Source organism: Pseudomonas brassicacearum (assembly GCF_003732225.1).
Taxonomy (GTDB): Bacteria; Pseudomonadota; Gammaproteobacteria; order Pseudomonadales; family Pseudomonadaceae; genus Aquipseudomonas; species Aquipseudomonas brassicacearum_E.
Map to the genome: position 1 here is coordinate 27,922 of NZ_MOBJ01000035.1, position 16,974 is coordinate 44,895.

Sequence of the window (16,974 nt, forward strand, 5' to 3'; positions counted from 1 at the left end):
GTCGCCGTGGCCTTTGATTCGATATTCAAACCCGATCTGTTTGCTGGCCAGACGATTATTGTCACCGGCGGCGGCAGCGGCATCGGTCGTTGCACCGCCCACGAGCTGGCAGCCCTTGGCGCCCACGTGCTGTTGGTCGGACGCAAACCCGAGAAGCTGCAAAAAGTCGCGGGGGAAATCACCGAGGACGGCGGTCAGGCGAGTTGGCAGGCCTGCGACATTCGCGATGAAGAAGCGGTCACACAGCTGGTCGCGCAACTGATCAAGGAGTACGGGCCGATTCACGGTCTGGTCAACAACGCCGGCGGCCAATACCCGGCGCCCTTGGCCTCAATCAATCAGAAAGGTTTCGAAACCGTGCTGCGGACCAATCTGGTGGGCGGCTTCCTGATGGCTCGGGAGGTGTTCAATCAGTCGATGAGCAAGCACGGCGGAAGCATCGTCAACATGCTCGCCGACATGTGGGGCGGCATGCCCGGCATGGGTCACTCGGGCGCAGCGCGTTCGGGCATGGACAACTTCACCAAGACCGCCGCGTTCGAATGGGGTTACGCCGGGGTGCGGGTCAACGCGGTGGCGCCGGGGTGGATTGCCTCCAGCGGCATGGACACCTACGAAGGTGCATTCAAGGCAGTGATCCCGACCCTGCGCGAACACGTTCCGCTCAAGCGTATCGGCACCGAATCGGAAGTCAGCGCAGCGATCGTTTTCCTGCTCAGCCCGGCGGCGTCCTTTATTAGCGGCAGCACGCTGCGGATCGACGGTGCGGCGAGCCTCGGCAGTCGCGCCTGGCCGCTGCACAAGGCGCAGCACAGTGAGTCGTTCAATGGCTTTCACCGTGCTCATTTACCTGACGTACTCAAGGACGAGGACTGATCCATGCCGCTGATTGAATCGCAACTCGCCCCCCACAGCCCGCAGTTTGCACAGAACCGCGAGGCGATGTTGAGCAGTATTGAGCAGTTCCGTCAGCTGGAACGCAACCTGCTGAGTAAAGCGGCCGACGCCAAGCCGAAATTCGACAAGCGCGGGCAGCTCTTGCCACGCGAACGACTGAACCTGCTGCTCGATCCCGGTGCGCCGTTTCTCGAACTGGCCAGCCTGGCCGGCTACAAACTGCATGACGACAAGGACGGCAGCCAGGCCGGTGGCGGGCTGATCGCCGGGATTGGTTATGTGTCCGGCGTGCGCGTGCTGGTGGTCGCCAACAACAGCGCGATCAAGGGCGGAACCATTTCCCCCAGCGGCCTGAAGAAGTGCCTGCGCCTGCAACAGATCGCCATGGAAAACAAACTGCCGGTGATCACCCTCGCCGAGAGCGGCGGCGCCAACCTCAATTACGCCGCGGAGATTTTCGTCGAGGGTGCGCGCAGTTTCGCCAATCAGGCGCGGATGTCGGCCATGGGCTTGCCGCAAATCACTGTGGTGCACGGTTCGGCCACCGCCGGCGGCGCTTATCAGCCGGGGCTCTCGGACTACGTGGTGGTGGTGCGTGGCAAAGCCAAACTGTTTCTCGCCGGTCCCCCGCTACTTAAGGCCGCCACTGGCGAAGTCGCCACCGATGAAGCTCTCGGCGGCGCCGAGATGCACGCACAAACCGCCGGCACCGCCGAATACCTGGCCGAAAACGATGCCGATGGCGTGCGCCTGGTACGTGAAATCGTCAGCCTGTTGCCGTGGAATGCGCGACTAGCGCGGCACAGCGCCGAACACTGGGACGAGCCGCTTTACCCCATCGACGAACTGCTGGGGCTGATTCCCGACGATCCGAAAAAGCCCTACGACGTGCGCGAGATCATTGCTCGTATCGCCGATGGTTCGCAATTTCTCGAGTTCAAGGGCGAGTTCGATCAGCAGACGATTTGCGGCCATTTAAAGATCCAGGGACGGCCCTGCGGCTTTATCGGCAACAACGGTCCGATCACTCCGCAAGGCGCGAGCAAGGCTGCGCAGTTCATCCAGCTCTGCGATCAAAGCCAGACACCGCTGCTGTTTTTCCATAACACCACCGGTTTCATGGTCGGCACCGAATCGGAACAGCAAGGGGTGATCAAACACGGCGCGAAGATGATTCAGGCGGTGGCCAACGCCCGGGTGCCGAAGCTGACGATTGTGGTCGGCGGCTCTTACGGTGCTGGTAACTATGCGATGTGCGGCCGTGGTCTGGACCCGCGTTTCATCTTCGCCTGGCCCAACAGTCGCACCGCCGTCATGGGCGGCGCCCAGGCCGGCAAGGTGCTGCGCCTTGTCACCGAAGCCAAGCAAGCCAAGGACGGTTTGGTTCCGGACCCGAAGATGCTCGACATGCTCGAACAGGTCACCGCGCAAAAACTCGACAGCCAGTCCACCGCACTTTATGGCAGCGCCAACCTGTGGGACGACGGGCTGATCGATCCACGAGATACCCGCACCTTGCTCGGCTACCTGCTGGATATCTGTCATGAGGCCGAGGTTCGTCAACTGCAACCGAACAGTTTTGGTATCGCACGTTTTTGAAACTCTGATCACCTTCAGGTTTAGGGAGAACAATAAAAATGATCTTCACCCAGGAACACGAAGAGCTGCGCCGTACCGTCCGTCATTTTGTCGAGCGCGAAATCAACCCGTACGTCGATGAGTGGGAAAAGGCCGGACGCTTTCCAATCCACGAGATTTTCCGCAAGGCCGGCGCGCTCGGTCTGCTGGGGATTTCCAAACCGGAAAAATTCGGTGGCATGGGCCTGGACTACAGCTATTCGATTGTCGCCGCCGAAGAGTTCGGGACCATTCATTGCGGCGGAATTCCGATGTCGATTGGCGTGCAGACCGACATGTGCACCCCGGCCCTCGCCCGTTTCGGCTCCGATGAGCTGCGTGAAGAATTCCTTCGTCCGGCGATCAGCGGTGAACAGGTCGGCTGCATTGGCGTCTCGGAAGTCGGTGCCGGCTCTGACGTCGCCGGACTGAAAACCACCGCACGCAAGGACGGCGACGACTACGTGATCAACGGCAGCAAGATGTGGATCACCAACTCCCCAAGCGCCGACTTCATCTGCCTGCTGGCCAACACCTCGGACGACAAGGCGCACATCAACAAGTCGCTGATCATGGTGCCGATGAACAGCCCTGGCATCAGTCTCAGCTCGCCTCTGGACAAACTCGGCATGCGCAGCTCGGAAACCGCCCAGGTATTTTTCGACAATGTGCGCGTACCGCAACGCAACCGCATCGGCCACGAAGGCGCAGGCTTCATGATGCAAATGCTGCAGTTTCAGGAAGAACGCCTGTTCGGCGCGGCCAATATGATCAAGGGCCTGGAATATTGCATCGACAGCACCATTGAGTACTGCAAGGACCGCCAGACCTTCGGCACTGCACTGATCGACAACCAGGTGATTCACTTTCGCCTCGCCGAGCTTGCAACCGAAATCGAATGCCTGCGGGCGCTGGTCTACCAGGCCACCGAGCAATACGTCAAAGGCCAGGACGTCACGCGCCTGGCGTCCATGGCCAAGCTCAAGGCCGGGCGGCTGGGCCGGGAAGTCAGCGACAGTTGCCTGCAATACTGGGGCGGCATGGGCTACATGTGGGACAACCCGGTGGCCCGCGCTTACCGCGATGTGCGGCTGGTGTCGATCGGCGGCGGCGCCGACGAAATCATGCTGGGGATCATCTGCAAATTGATGGGCATCCTGCCCGGGAAGAAAAAATGAACACCCTGCCCGTTTGCCAGACTCTGCTGCTGGAACCGCACAATGGCGTCCTGCATATCACCTTGAACCGGCCGGACTGCCGCAACGCCATGAGCTTGCAGATGGTCGCCGAATTACGTGCGGTATTCGCGGCGGTACGCGATGACCGGGACATCCGCGCATTAGTGCTCGGCGGTGCCGGCGGCCATTTTTGTGCAGGTGGCGATTTGAAAGACATGGCCAACGCCCGTGCTCAAGGTCAGGAGGCTTACCGTGAATTGAACCGCGCGTTTGGCGCCCTGCTCGAAGAAGCCCAGCACGCGCCGCAAGTGCTGATCACGGTGTTGCAAGGCGCAGTGCTCGGCGGCGGGTTCGGTCTGGCCTGTGTCAGCGACATTGCCATAACCGACCACAATGCCCAGTTCGGCTTGCCGGAAACCAGCCTCGGCCTGCTGCCGGCGCAAATCGCTCCATTTGTGGTCCAGCGTATCGGCCTGACTCAGGCACGACGCCTGGCGCTGACCGCCGCGCGTTTTGACGGGCATGAGGCACGGCGTCTGGGGCTGGTGCACTTTGTCGAACACGATGCACAAGCCCTGGCCGAACGACTGGATGCGGTGCTCGCGCATGTTTTGTGTTGCGCGCCTGGCGCCAATGCCGCGACCAAAGCCTTGTTGCTGGCCAGCACCGAGCAGCCGCTGGGGCCGTTGCTCGACCAGGCGGCCGAGTGGTTCAGCGAAGCCGTGACCGGGGCGGAAGGCGTCGAAGGGACGATGGCCTTTGTGCAGAAACGCAAACCGGGTTGGGCGCCCTAAGAGCATCGCGAGCAAGCTCGCTCCCACAGTTGATCTTCGGCGTGCATGAGATAGTGCAAACGCCCCAGATCCAATGTGGGAGCGAGCTTGCTCGCGATGAGGCCCTCACACACACCGCATACACCAAGGGAACCTAAACATGCCCACCCTGCGCAAAATCCTCATCGCCAACCGCGGTGAAATCGCTTGCCGCATCCTGCGCACCGCCCAAGCGCTGGGCTATCGCACGGTGGCGGTATTCAGCGACGCCGACGCCAACGCCCTGCATGTGCGCATGGCCGATGAGGCGGTCAACATCGGTCCCGCTGCCGTTACGCAGTCCTACCTGAACGGCGTGGCGATCATCGACGCGGCACAGCGCAGCGGTGCAGACGCGATCCATCCCGGTTACGGTTTTCTCTCGGAGAACGCTGACTTCGCCACCGCCTGTGCCCGGGCCGGCATCACCTTTATCGGCCCAAGCCCTGCGGCCATCGAACTGATGGGCAGCAAACGCTTGTCGAAAATCGCCATGCTCGCCGCTGGCGTGCCGTGCATCGCCGGTTACCAAGGGGCTGAGCAGGACGACGCAACCCTCTGCCGCGAAGCCGAACGCATCGGCTATCCGCTGATGATCAAGGCCAGCGCCGGTGGTGGTGGCCGTGGCATGCGCCTGGTGCACAGCGCGGGTGAATTGCTGGCGCAGATCCGCACCGCGCGCTCCGAAGCCCTGCATGCATTTGGCAGCGACGAGTTGATTCTCGAACAAGCGCTGATCGATCCGCGTCATGTTGAAATCCAGCTATTCGGCGACCAGCACGGCAACCTGATTTACCTTGGCGAGCGTGACTGTTCGATCCAGCGGCGCCATCAAAAAGTCATCGAGGAAGCGCCTTGCCCGGTGATGACCGCTGAATTGCGCCAGGCCATGGGCGAGGCCGCGCTGCAGGCCGGGCGCGCAGTGAATTACGTCGGCGCCGGTACCGTGGAGTTCTTGCTCGATGCGCGGGGCCAGTTTTACTTTCTGGAGATGAACACCCGCTTGCAGGTCGAGCACCCGGTGACCGAATTGATCACTGGTCTGGACCTGGTGGCCTGGCAACTGGACGTCGCCGCCGGGTTGCCGCTGCCGTTGCGCCAGCAACAGGTCGAACTCAAGGGCCACGCGATGGAGGTGCGCCTTTACGCCGAAGATCCGGCTCAGGGTTTCCTGCCCCAGACCGGGAAGATTACGCGCTGGGAACCGGCTCTGGCGGACGGGGTACGCATCGACCACGGCTTGCTGGAAGGTCAGTATGTCAGTCCGTTTTATGACCCGATGCTCGGCAAAATCATCGCCTACGGCGCCACCCGCGAGGAGGCTCGGCGCAAATTGCTGCGGGCCGTCGAAGACAGCGCCTTGTTGGGCCTGCAGACCAATCAGCGTTTGCTCGGCGGTTTGCTGGAGCATCCACGGTTTATCGCCGGGGACTTCAATACCGGGTTCATCGCGCAACACTTCGTCGATCACCCGAGCCTTCACCCGCACGCGCCCACGGCCGAAGAGCTGGCCATCGCCGCGGCGCTGTTCTATCAGCAATCCGCTGGTGTCCACCCGCCAGGACTCGCCGGTTGGCGCAACAACGCCAACGCGCCGTTGCAGCAACAAATCGGTCTCAACGACGGTCGCTGGTCAACCGAAGTGAGCGTCCTGCCCGACAGGCAATTACGCATTCAGGTGGCCGGAGAAACGCTGCAACTGAAACTATTCGATATCAACGAACGCTGGGCCAACCTGGAAATCAACGGCATTCGCCGACGCTACGCCTATCAACTGGCCGCCGGACAACTGTGGTTGTTCACCCGCCCCGGCAGCCTGCTGCTGCAAGACCGGACGCTGGCGCCCGTCAGCGGCCAGGTCAGCGCCAGCGCCGGCACGCTGAAAGCGCCGATGGATGGTGCGATCGTCGAAGTGCTGGTCAGCGAAGGCTCCCCGGTAAGCAAGGGGCAACTGTTGCTGGTGCTGGAGGCAATGAAAATGGAGCATCCGCTCAAGGCCGGCATCGACGGTGTGATCAAACGGTTGCAGGTCAGCCCCGGCGATCAGGTCAAAAATCGTCAGATTTTGTTGGAGGTTGAATAAGCCGCTAGGCGGATCCACCGCGTTTGGCTACGCTCAGCCTCATCAGGACGCGGAAACCAGGAAACCTGCGATGCCTCATTGGCTGGTAATTGATCTCGAAGCGACAACTGATGACGGCGGCTGGCCAGTCACCGAGATGGAAATCATCGAAATCGGCGCCACTCTGGTCAGTCGCGAAGGCCGCGAGCTGGACTCCTTCCAGCGCTTCGTCCGGCCCCTGCGACGGCCGCTGCTGACGCCCTTCTGTCGCGAGCTGACCCACATCACACAAGCCAATATCGACGCGGCCCAGCCGCTGACCGAGGTTTGGCCGCTGTTCGAGCGTTGGCTCGGCCAGCATCACACACGACTCGAAGGCTGGGCCAGTTGGGGCGATTACGACCGCAAACAACTGCTTCAGGAGTGGCAGCGCCTGCAACTCGACAGCGCCCTGAGCCGAGTCCCGCACATGAATCTGAAACAGCGCTTCGCCAAGGCCCGCCGACTGGAGCGGCCGCTGGGGCTCAATGGCGCGCTGCAACTGGCCGGGATGCAATTTACCGGTCAACAGCACCGTGCCCTGGAAGATGCACGTAATACCGCGCGCCTGTTACCGCTGGTTCTTCCTTGAGTGCAACAGGTGACGGGCGAAAAGGCCTTGTGCATACTGGCCGGCCTTTTTAGCCCATTTCGAGGAATCGCCCATGTTTAAAGTCAACGAGTACTTCGACGGCACCGTCAAGTCGATTGCCTTCGGCACTGCTGAAGGTCCGGCCACTATTGGCGTCATGGCACCGGGCGAATACGAATTCGGCACCAGCCAGCGTGAAATAATGCACGTGGTTTCCGGCGCCCTGACCGTCAAACTGCCTGACAGCAGCGACTGGGAAACCTTCGCCGCCGGCAGCCAGTTCAACGTACCGGCCAACAGCAAGTTCCAACTGAAAGTCGCCGTCGACACCGCTTACCTGTGTGAATACCGCGGCTAAGCGTTTCACCGCGATAAAAAAAATGCCCGTGTCCCTGGACACGGGCATTTTTCGTTCAGACGCTGGAGCGTTATTCGAGGATCGTTACCGGCATGCCGACTTCAAGCCGGCCATTGCCGTCATTGACCAGGTTCTGACCGAACATCGCACCGTCCTCCTGAGCACGGTATTTTTGCAGCGTTGCCAGGGGTTCGCGGTCATCGCTGCGCTCACCGGTCTTCGGGTCAATGGTGGTAAGGATGCAGCGTGAACACGGCTTGACCACGCGGAACTCGACATCGCCAATCCGAATGCGCTTCCAGCTATCTTCGGCAAACGCCTCACTGCCCTCGATCACCAGATTCGGTCGAAAACGCAGCATCTCCAGTGGACGGCCAACGCGTTGCGACAAATCCTCAAGCGAGGCCTGACCAATCAACAGCAGCGGAAAACCGTCGGCAAAGGCGACTTTATCGTCATCCTTGCCATAGCCGGCCTGAGTAGTACGGGCCAGCGTCTCGGGCACTTGCACCAACCGGGTCGGCTTGCCAATAAACTCACTGACCCAGGCACCGGCCGCATCACCGGCATCAGGAACCCGCAAGGTATCGCGCCAGATAGTCACGCCACGCAGTTCAGCATCGCTGGCAGGCAGGGCAATATCGATCGGCGAGCTACCGGGCGCACTGAGCGTCAGGCCTCCGGTGGCGTTCCACAACGCCGACAACTGGCTCATGTCCGATACCGCGCGTTGCGTCAGGAAGCGTCCGCTGGCCTCATCCACCAACATCCAGCGTCGATCCCCTTCCAGCCCAAGTTTGTCCAGACTGGCCTGTTGCAGGGTTTCGCCCTTGCCAGACTTGAGTGGATAACGGTAAAGCGCGCTCAGACGCAACATGGCCAGCTCCCTGGGGGGCAAAAGCGCCACGATATACGAGCCGGCTGACGAATCAAAGAAGCACATCACGGGCAGACGCCAAGCCTGCCCGTGATGCTCCGTCAGGCCGGGACTGCGTCGAGCATCAGGCGCTGGCGCACCACGTCGACCAGTTTGTCTGGCTGGAATTTCGAGAGGAAGTTGTCACAACCAACCTTCTTCACCATCGAGTCGTTGAAACTGCCGGACAACGAGGTGTGCAGGACTACGTACAGGCCACGCAGGCGTGGATCGTTGCGGATCTCGGTGGTCAGGCGGTAGCCGTCCATTTCAGGCATTTCCGCGTCGGTGAAGACCATCAGCAGTTTGTCGGTCATGACCACGCCGGTATCGGCCCAGGCCTTGAGCATGTTCAGTGCCTTGAGGCCATCGCGGGCGATGTGCATTTTCACCCCGAGCTGACCCAGGGTATCGCGCAACTGGGACAGGGCCACGTTGGAGTCGTCCACCAGCAGCACTTCACGACCGCGGGCACGCTCCAGCACCGGGTCTTCAAGCTTGTCACGCGAAACCTTGGCGTTGTAAGGCACGATCTCGGCCAGTACTTTTTCGACGTCGATGATCTCCACCAACTGGTCATCGACCTTGCTGATGGCGGTGAGGTAATGCTGGCGGCCGGCACTCGTTGGCGGCGGCAGAATGGCTTCCCAGTTCATGTTGACGATGCGATCGACGCCACCCACCAGGAATGCCTGCACCGAGCGGTTGTACTCGGTCACGATGATGGTGCTGTTGGGCCCCGGCACCAGCGGCCGCATACCGATGGCCTGGGACAGGTCGATCACCGGCAACGTCTGGCCACGCAGATTGACCACACCACAGACGAACGGGTGGCGCTGCGGCATCAGGGTCAGTTTTGGCAACTGCAGGACTTCTTGCACCTTGAAAACGTTGATCGCAAACAGCTGCCGACCGGCCAGGCGAAACATGAGAATTTCCAGGCGATTCTCACCCACCAGCTGTGTGCGTTGATCTACTGTGTCGAGAATGCCGGCCATTAATGACTCCTGGGCTTTTCTGATGAATTCACTAAAGAAACTTATCGGCGGTTGGCACCGAATCTTGACCCACAAACAAAATGCCACGCGAAGGAATTGATGTCACATTAACATCATGCTCTACTGAGGCGGTCAATTCATCAACTGCACACCCCTCTGCGCGACCCCACCTTGCGCGCTTTGTTCCATGGCATAAGGGAATCCCCTAGCCGCAATCGGGACCAGCCTGATATTCGCGATATCCAATAGCCATTAATGTGACGCCATTCTCACTGCATGAATGGAGTCGGGCTTTTGTTTGTGATCGAAGAACCGTTGCCGAGCTCGTTTTTCAGCCCGCCAGGTTACGCCGCTCATGCCTCACGGCCAATGATTTCGGCACCTCGTTACGCTGTAAATCAGGGTTCCATCGGAGCATTCGCGTCGAACGCAAACAGACCGTTCATCGCCAGCCACAAAAAACCAGAAACGCCTTACAGATTCCGGTCGTCGTCCGACAGTACCTTACGTTCGTTCGCCACACGCCCAATTGCATCACCTGACTTGATGTCGTGGAGAGAAGCATGCTGAACGATCGTAAAAACCGGAATCCGCGACTGCCCGAATTTTTGATCGAGGCGGAAACACTGCTGGCCAAATCCGAGGAGTGCCTGAGCCACCTGCAACTGATCAACAACGATCAGGACGCCATCGACTGCATGCTGAACACACTGTTCACTCTGGCCAACCGGGCCGATGCATTGGCGTTGCAGGCCGTATCGGAATTCTCGATGTGCATTCACAGCCTGCTCAGCCATGCACACACTCAAATCGATCTGAATGACCAGGCACTTTGTGCGCTCAAAGAGTGCTTCACACTGATGGCCTGGCAACTTGAACTGGTCGACCTGACTACCGGCCAGCTCAGCCTCGATGACGCGGAACAGTTGTCGTTGATCGAAGCGTTCGCCATGGAAATTGGTCGTGCCCCGACACGCCTGGCACCACCTGCCAAGCCGTTCGCATGTGCTCCGCTTTCGGCACGGCATGCCTGAGCGGCATCAAGTAATGCGTGGGATCGCCTGATAATATTCAGCACTTTGAGCAACAGTCTTTCGTGTCGCAATTGAACACTTCATATCTTTTAACGACAGAATCAAAGTAATAACCCAACTATTTAGTTGTGGACTTCTGACCTCCCAGACCACCCGTTTAGAGCGCTGTGAACTGTTTAGTAACACAATGAATCAAGCTGGACGCTGCGGCGCCAGCCCATTCTCGCTAAACGTGGAACAGCCGTCCAACGACGACAAAATTCCTGACCGCCCGGACATATATAGCGTACGCGACCAACGGTATGTTAAGTGGTATTATGCGGCCCAATTAGTTGGCTCTACTTTATGTCAGTCTGACTCCAGGCCGGGCCTATCCCCTGGAAATTGCAAAACTCGATTTTGACAATCAGACTGCGCTAACTTGAAGCCCGCTATCCAATCACCAGCGTTTTCCAGACAGAGACCCGTCAGCCACCCTGACCGGTCTGCCCGCAGCGAACATTCATTGGCTCCATCCGCTATGTACGCCAGCCTCAAGTCAGTCGCCTCTTGGCCACCCTCCCGAAAAAACGTTCGCCGGTTCACGCTGTTGATGTGTCTGTGCTCGGCGGTGGGCAGCTTGCTGGTTTACTGCCTGTCCTGCCACCTTCCAGTTGCGCTGCTGGTACTGAATCTGGCGGCAGCCACCGGTGTCTGGGTGCAGCATCGCAACTCGCGCAAATCGATCAAGTTCCAGCCTCAGGAACTTGCCGACCGTTTGCTGGAAGTACAGGAAAATGAACGCCATCGGCTCAGTCGTGAACTCCACGACGATATTGGCCAATTACTGACGGCGGCAAAGCTTCAAAGTGAATGGCTCAAGCGACGTCTACCCGAAGAGCTGCAAAGCCATTGCACCCTGCTCTGCGACACACTGGAAGAAACCCTGACCAAAGTTCGCGATGTGTCGGCCATTCTCAATCCAAGACAACTGACCAGCCTTGGCCTGGAAGCCAGTTTGCGTGCGCATCTGCTCAAGACACTGGCAAACACTGCCGTGAACTGGAGCCTTGAATGCCAGCAGCGCCTCACCGGTATTCCGGAAGAAATGGCAGTGGCGGCGTTTCGAATTACCCAGGAAGCCGTCACTAACATGCTGCGCCATGCCCAAGCCAAAAATCTGTTGATCCGTTTGCAACGCCTGCCCCAAGGGCTTGCGCTGTTTATCAGCGATGACGGACTGGGCTTTTCTCCAGCCACCCATCCTGGCCGTGAAGGACAGCGCGGAATGGCCGGAATGTCAGAGCGGATCGAACAACTGGGCGGCACTCTGAGCGTCATCAGTGAGCCCGGCAAGGGTACGCAGATCGAAGCACTTTTCCCCTGGGCGCCCCGCGCGCTCGAACGAGCCAGTACGAATAAGGTTCAACATTGACTTGTAACTTGCTTCTGGTGGATGACCACTCGCTGATCAGGGCCGGCGTACGCGCGCTGGTTCTGGATATTCCTGGTTACGCCGTCATTGGTGAAGCCAATGATGGCGCGCAGCTGCTCGAAATGGTCGAACAGCTAAGCCCTGACATCATCCTGCTGGATATATCCATGAAGGAAACCGGTGGGCTTGAGGCCCTGCAACGACTCAAGGCCGTACGCCCGCAGAGCAAGGTGCTGATATTGTCGATGCACACCGATCCCGCGCTGATCATGCAAGCCCTGGAGTCAGGCGCGCACGGCTACCTGCTCAAGGACACCACCGCCACGGAGCTGGAACACGCGCTTGAAGCCTTGCGCAACAACGAACGCTACCTGAGCCCGGCCATCGCTCACACCGTAATCAACCAGGCACTGGTTCGAGCCCAGAAAAACCAGCCGGAACCGGTCGACACGCATAATCTGACGGCACGTCAGCTAGAGATTCTGCGCTTGATCGTGCGTGGCAAATCCACTCGCGAGATTGCCAATGGTTTGGGCCTGAGCATCAAAACGGTGGAAACCCATCGCTCTCAGATCATGAAGCGCTTGCAGATCTTCGATGTCGCGGGCCTGGTGCTGTTTGCCGTGCGCGAGCAAATCATCAGTCTCGACGACTAGACCAGATCAACGCCCCAGTAGCGCCGATCCCTCGGGCATCAGAAGAGTCCTACGCGCCGACTTTTTTCTTACAAGTCGTGATGAATTAGCCCAATTGACGGTCATTTCGTATTGGTACACCTTGTGACTGCGGTTATCAGGCAACAGCAAAAAAACACACAGGGATGTGCACGTATCATGACCAGAGACTATCGGGCAGGGAGCCATGCACTTAATGCAAAGCCATGACTTCCGATTTCCAGCGAACCGGGGCACGCCACTCAAGGGCGATCAACCTGCTCAACCGACTGAATGCAATTGCACCGTCAACACACCTGGAGGGAATGACATGGAGCCGCGCGTTGTAGAGCTGGAGACCCACCTCAAGTACATTCGCAGAGATATGGAAGAGGTCCGAAATGACGTCAAATCCATCAAGCACAGGCTTGCTTACTCGGTAGGCGCCTCGGCGGTGATCATCAGTCTGCTCGGCTGGATCGCCAACAGCCGCTTCGATCAACTCGTGATGCTGCTTAACTCATAACCGGCACCATGAAACGCCAGGCCCGAGGTGATCCATACCGGGCCTGGCGAGCCTGCAGCAAGGGCTTAGCCCAGCACTTCACTCAGCGGGATGAAATTCACCCAATCACCTTCGACCAAGGTGCGCTCTTCCAGCACTTCAACCAACCCCTCAGCCCAGGCTGCACTACGCAAAACACCCGAGCTCTGGTTTTTGTAGATGATTGCTCGCCCATGCTCCAGACGACCGCGCAGGTATTCCCGGCGATTGCCGGCCTTGGACCAGACGAATCCTGCCGGAATCTGAAACTGCAAGGGCCGAACTTCTCTTACGCCCTGACGACGCAACAGATACGGACGTGCCAACAAAGCGAAGGTCACCAGTGTCGACGCAGGATTACCAGGTAATCCAATCACCGGCACACCTCGAAAATGCCCAAACGTCAGTGGTTTCCCTGGTTTGATGGCCAGCTTCCACAACGCCAGCTCACCCTCTTCACGCAGAGCAATACCCAGAAAATCCGCCTCGCCTACCGATACACCGCCGGTAGAAAGGATCAGGTCGACATTCCCCAATTCGGCGAGACGATTGCGCGTTGCCTGCAAGTCGTCCGGTAGAATCCCCGCATCGATCACTTCGCAACCTAAACGCTGCAACCAGCTGCACAGCAATACCCGATTGCTGTTGTAGATCTGCCCTGGGCCAAGGGCCTGCCCAGGCTCGACCAATTCATCCCCGGTGGAGAGCACCGCGACTCGCACCTTGCGCACGACTTCAAGTTCTGCGCACCCCAGTGAGGCCGCCAAACCTAGTTCGATAGGACCCAAGCGCGTACCGGCGGTCAACACCTGCTCACCCACCGTGGTTTCCTGACCTTGTGGGCGAATGTTCTGCCCTGCGTGCATCGGCTCGGTAAAACATACCCGTAGGTCCGCCTGAACCTCGGCGTTTTCCTGCATTTCAACGCAGTCTGCACCGGCCGGTACTGGTGCGCCGGTGAAGATCCGTGCACAGGTACCCGGTGCTAATGGCTCCGGGGCTTGCCCGGCAAAGATCTTTTGGCTGACCACCAGTGGCTCGCCAGTCCAATCGGCAAGGCACAAGGCATAACCGTCCATGGCGCTGTTGGGCCATGGCGGCAGATCGAGGGTCGACAGCAGATCCTCGGCGAGAACACGGCCCTGGGTCGCAGCCAACAGCAATCGCTCGCGCTCAAGGATTGGCGACGCTTCGGCCATTTCCAGCAAGCGTGCCAGCGCCACTTCGACGGGCATCAAACTGCCCGTCTTGCCTGGCTTACCCGCGGGATTCACAGGGTGCCGCCTGTTTCAAGTGAGCAACGAAGTTGCAAGGGCGGTGCCGCGAATCCAGTTGCTCCGCGAGAATCCCGTCCCAACCGGTTCGCACCGCGTTGGTGGAGCCTGGCAGACAGCAGACCAGCGTTCCATTGGCCAACCCTGCCAATGCACGCGATTGCACTGTCGAGGTGCCAATATCCGCAACCGATATCTGCCGAAACAACTCACCAAATCCATCAACCTGCTTATCCAGCAGGCAACTGACCGCTTCCGGTGTACTGTCACGGCCGGTAAAACCCGTACCGCCGGTAATCAGCACCACCTGCACAACATCGTCAGCGATCCAGGTCGCGACTTGCGCACGAATTTTGTAGAGATCATCTTTAAGCAGAATACGCGCGGCCAGGTTATGTCCGGCGGCACTCAGGCGGTCAACGAAGACTTGCCCCGAGGTATCGGTTTCCAGCGTGCGGGTATCACTGACAGTCAACACCGCAATGTTCAGCGGGGCGAAAGGTACATCAGCCTTGGCTTTCATAGGCTCGTCCAGTTGTAGGAGAAACAGCCCGGTGTTATATCACAGCGCCTCATTTTTTCACCGCACCTGTGGAGATACGCCATGACCTCGAACACCCCGTTGCCGCCCTGCTCTATCCTGCTTCTGGCAGGAGGACGTGGCCAGCGCATGGGCGGTCAGGACAAGGGGTTGCTGGTGTGGCAAGGCGTGCCTTTGATTGCTCATCTGCACCGCCAGACTCGCGGTTTAAGCGATGACCTGATCATTTCCTGCAACCGCAATCTGGAAAAATACGCACCTTACGCCGACCAATTGGTCCATGACGACAACAGTGACTTTCCGGGCCCCTTGGCCGGTATCCGCGCCGGATTGGCGGTCGCGCGCCATCCCCATCTGATGGTACTGCCCTGCGACGTGCCGCGCATTGATGTCGAACTACTCACGGCTATGCGCGAAGCCGCCCGCCAACAGCCGGACAAACCCTTGATGCTACGCCAGGGCGAGCATTGGGAACCGTTGCTGTGCATCATCCCCGTGGCGCTGGCAGGCGACTTTGAAAACGCCTGGAACGAGGGTGAACGCAGCCCCGGACGCATCATGCGAAACCTCGGTGCCATCGCACTGCAATGCCCCGAAAACGATCGACGCCTGGCCAACCTGAATACACCTGAGCTGTTAAGCCTGCACAGCAACGTGCCAGAATGACGCCAACCAAGGAACTTGCACGCCAGGCATACGTCTCAAGCCCAGTACTCAAAAGAATTCATATTCGGAGAAATCACATGACTCATCGGACCCTCGCCACCTTCATGCTCGCATTGGGCCTCGCTACCCTCGCCGGTTGCTCATCGCCCGCGGTGATCACCTTGAATGACGGTCGCGAAATCCAGTCGGTCGACACACCTCAATTCGATTCCAAGTCGGGCTTTTATCAATTCGAGCAACTGGATGGCAAACAAACCCGCATCAACAAAGATCAGATTCGTACCGTTAAAGACCTGTAAGCCTCACGGCGACAACCAGGTACACATAAAGCCCGCCGCGTGCGGGCTTTATCGTTTCTGACAGTAGAAAATCCTGCCTGTCGCGGAGCAATGGGCATATAGCTTGAACTACGGAATCACCACTGCAGGGTGATTTCACTTTCAAAACTTCGCTCCAGCCCGGTCACCGGATCGATAAAACACAACCCCTTGGCCAACAGCTTCAATGGATTGGCGTAATCATCTTCAACGTCTTTCAACGCATCAGGATAAAACGGGTCATTACAGATACTCGCCCCCAACGCAGTCATGTGGACCCTTAACTGGTGCTTTTTGCCGGTCACCGGATACAGCGCATAACGCCAGAGATCGGCGTTTTTCTCGATGACCTCAATCGCAGTCTCGGTATTGCTCACACCGGAGCCCTCTTGCATGCGAAAGAAGGGCTCGCCATCGACCAGACGGCTTTTATGCACCCGCGGAAACGAGACCTCAGGCAAGGCGCGGGCAATTGCCTCGTAGCGTTTTTCGATCTGCCGTGTTGGGAACAACGATTGATAGGCCGAACGACTCCGGGGGTTGGCAGAAAACAGCACAAGCCCTGCCGTGTGCCGGTCTATGCGGTGCAAAGGCACCAAATGCGGGTTCTCCAGACGACGGATCAAGCGCCGCAGCAACGTCTGTTCAACGTACTCGCCCGCCGGGGTAACCGGCAGAAAGTGTGGTTTGTCCGCAACCACCAGATGCTCGTCGGCATACAGAATCGTCTCAAGCACCGGGATTGGTTTTTCGTCGGGAACTTCCCGAAAATAGTGAATCCGCAAACCTTCCTTGTAAGGCAGGTCCATGGCAATCGCATGACCGTGACCATCCAGGACACGACCACGGGCAATCCTGTCCAGCCATTGCTCGCGACCAATGGCGCTGAAGTGTTCGCACAGACAATCGAGTACGGTCAGCCAGGCGCCAGGCGGCAGGTACAGCGTGCTGGCCTGATTCTGTGCGGCGGAAAAAGATGAGGTGGACATACGAAAGCTCTGGCCGTTAATGCAGGCGCCCATTATCCAACAAGGGCCAGAGCGATCCTAGGCTCTGAACGAA

Annotated in this window: 18 protein-coding genes; 13 read left to right on the forward strand and 5 right to left on the reverse strand. The window is 58.9% G+C overall.

Annotation, left to right across the window (positions count from 1 at the left end; genetic code table 11):
- Positions 1-6: 6 nt before the first annotated feature.
- From BK659_RS27325 to ppnP, 7 genes are all read left to right on the forward strand, one after another.
- On the forward strand, positions 7-876 hold the full coding sequence (locus BK659_RS27325; protein ID WP_123428868.1) for an SDR family oxidoreductase: 870 nt from the start codon (positions 7-9) through the stop codon (positions 874-876).
- A gap of 3 nt (positions 877-879) precedes the next feature.
- A complete protein-coding gene (gene atuC, locus BK659_RS27330) occupies positions 880-2,496 on the forward strand; it encodes a geranyl-CoA carboxylase subunit beta (RefSeq protein ID WP_123428870.1) in 1,617 nt (538 codons plus the stop codon).
- A 38-nt stretch (positions 2,497-2,534) separates the two neighbouring features.
- Positions 2,535-3,692: a citronellyl-CoA dehydrogenase gene (atuD, locus tag BK659_RS27335; protein WP_123428872.1), complete on the forward strand. Its 1,158-nt coding sequence runs from the start codon at positions 2,535-2,537 to the stop codon at positions 3,690-3,692.
- Positions 3,689-4,486, forward strand: coding sequence for an enoyl-CoA hydratase/isomerase family protein (locus BK659_RS27340; RefSeq protein WP_123428874.1), 798 nt, complete (start codon positions 3,689-3,691; stop codon positions 4,484-4,486). The genes atuD and BK659_RS27340 overlap by 4 nt, the downstream gene beginning before the upstream one ends.
- 139 nt (positions 4,487-4,625) lie before the next feature.
- Complete coding sequence (locus BK659_RS27345) at positions 4,626-6,587, forward strand: acetyl/propionyl/methylcrotonyl-CoA carboxylase subunit alpha (RefSeq protein ID WP_123428876.1); 1,962 nt, start codon at positions 4,626-4,628, stop codon at positions 6,585-6,587.
- Between the two features lie 70 nt (positions 6,588-6,657).
- Entirely contained in the window at positions 6,658-7,197 is a 540-nt protein-coding gene (locus BK659_RS27350; RefSeq protein WP_123428878.1) for a 3'-5' exonuclease, read from the forward strand.
- A gap of 73 nt (positions 7,198-7,270) precedes the next feature.
- Positions 7,271-7,555: a pyrimidine/purine nucleoside phosphorylase gene (gene ppnP / locus BK659_RS27355; RefSeq protein WP_007940055.1), complete on the forward strand. Its 285-nt coding sequence runs from the start codon at positions 7,271-7,273 to the stop codon at positions 7,553-7,555.
- Between the two features lie 70 nt (positions 7,556-7,625).
- On the opposite strand, the gene BK659_RS27360 is transcribed toward ppnP, so the two are convergent.
- A complete protein-coding gene (locus BK659_RS27360; protein ID WP_123428880.1) occupies positions 7,626-8,432 on the reverse strand; it encodes an MOSC domain-containing protein in 807 nt (268 codons plus the stop codon).
- A gap of 101 nt (positions 8,433-8,533) precedes the next feature.
- Positions 8,534-9,469, reverse strand: a complete 936-nt coding sequence (locus BK659_RS27365) for a chemotaxis protein CheV (RefSeq protein ID WP_123428882.1) — start codon at positions 9,467-9,469, stop codon at positions 8,534-8,536.
- A 563-nt stretch (positions 9,470-10,032) separates the two neighbouring features.
- Between BK659_RS27365 and BK659_RS27370 the strand changes: the two genes are divergently transcribed.
- The 4 genes from BK659_RS27370 (at position 10,033) to BK659_RS28145 (ending at position 13,096) form a co-directional block, all read left to right on the forward strand.
- On the forward strand, positions 10,033-10,503 hold the full coding sequence (locus BK659_RS27370; RefSeq protein ID WP_123428884.1) for a hypothetical protein: 471 nt from the start codon (positions 10,033-10,035) through the stop codon (positions 10,501-10,503).
- Positions 10,504-11,023: 520 nt separating this feature from the next.
- On the forward strand, positions 11,024-11,917 hold the full coding sequence (locus tag BK659_RS27375; RefSeq protein WP_123428886.1) for a sensor histidine kinase: 894 nt from the start codon (positions 11,024-11,026) through the stop codon (positions 11,915-11,917).
- The gene (locus BK659_RS27380; protein WP_123428888.1) at positions 11,914-12,573 is read left to right on the forward strand and encodes a response regulator; all 660 of its coding nucleotides are present in this window, start codon (positions 11,914-11,916) and stop codon (positions 12,571-12,573) included. Before BK659_RS27375 ends, BK659_RS27380 begins: the two co-directional genes overlap by 4 nt.
- 214 nt (positions 12,574-12,787) lie before the next feature.
- Positions 12,788-13,096: a hypothetical protein gene (locus BK659_RS28145; protein ID WP_259740320.1), complete on the forward strand. Its 309-nt coding sequence runs from the start codon at positions 12,788-12,790 to the stop codon at positions 13,094-13,096.
- Between the two features lie 65 nt (positions 13,097-13,161).
- Here BK659_RS28145 and BK659_RS27390 read toward each other — a convergent pair whose 3' ends face one another.
- Together BK659_RS27390 and moaB are read right to left on the reverse strand one after the other, a co-directional pair.
- Positions 13,162-14,349 (reverse strand): molybdopterin molybdotransferase MoeA, encoded by a 1,188-nt coding sequence (locus BK659_RS27390; RefSeq protein ID WP_185015484.1) that lies wholly within the window; start codon positions 14,347-14,349, stop codon positions 13,162-13,164.
- 22 nt (positions 14,350-14,371) lie between these two features.
- A complete protein-coding gene (moaB, locus tag BK659_RS27395; RefSeq protein ID WP_054596381.1) occupies positions 14,372-14,911 on the reverse strand; it encodes a molybdenum cofactor biosynthesis protein B in 540 nt (179 codons plus the stop codon).
- 81 nt (positions 14,912-14,992) lie between these two features.
- On the opposite strand from moaB, the gene mobA reads away from it, so the two are divergent.
- Both mobA and BK659_RS27405 read left to right on the forward strand, forming a co-directional pair.
- Positions 14,993-15,595 carry a molybdenum cofactor guanylyltransferase MobA gene (gene mobA, locus BK659_RS27400; protein ID WP_123428894.1) on the forward strand — a complete coding sequence of 201 codons (603 nt, stop codon included), beginning with the start codon at positions 14,993-14,995 and terminating at the stop codon, positions 15,593-15,595.
- Between the two features lie 77 nt (positions 15,596-15,672).
- Positions 15,673-15,894 (forward strand): YgdI/YgdR family lipoprotein, encoded by a 222-nt coding sequence (locus tag BK659_RS27405; RefSeq protein WP_123428896.1) that lies wholly within the window; start codon positions 15,673-15,675, stop codon positions 15,892-15,894.
- Between the two features lie 116 nt (positions 15,895-16,010).
- On the opposite strand, the gene BK659_RS27410 is transcribed toward BK659_RS27405, so the two are convergent.
- Complete coding sequence (locus BK659_RS27410) at positions 16,011-16,901, reverse strand: pseudouridine synthase (RefSeq protein WP_123428960.1); 891 nt, start codon at positions 16,899-16,901, stop codon at positions 16,011-16,013.
- Positions 16,902-16,974: the final 73 nt, after the last annotated feature.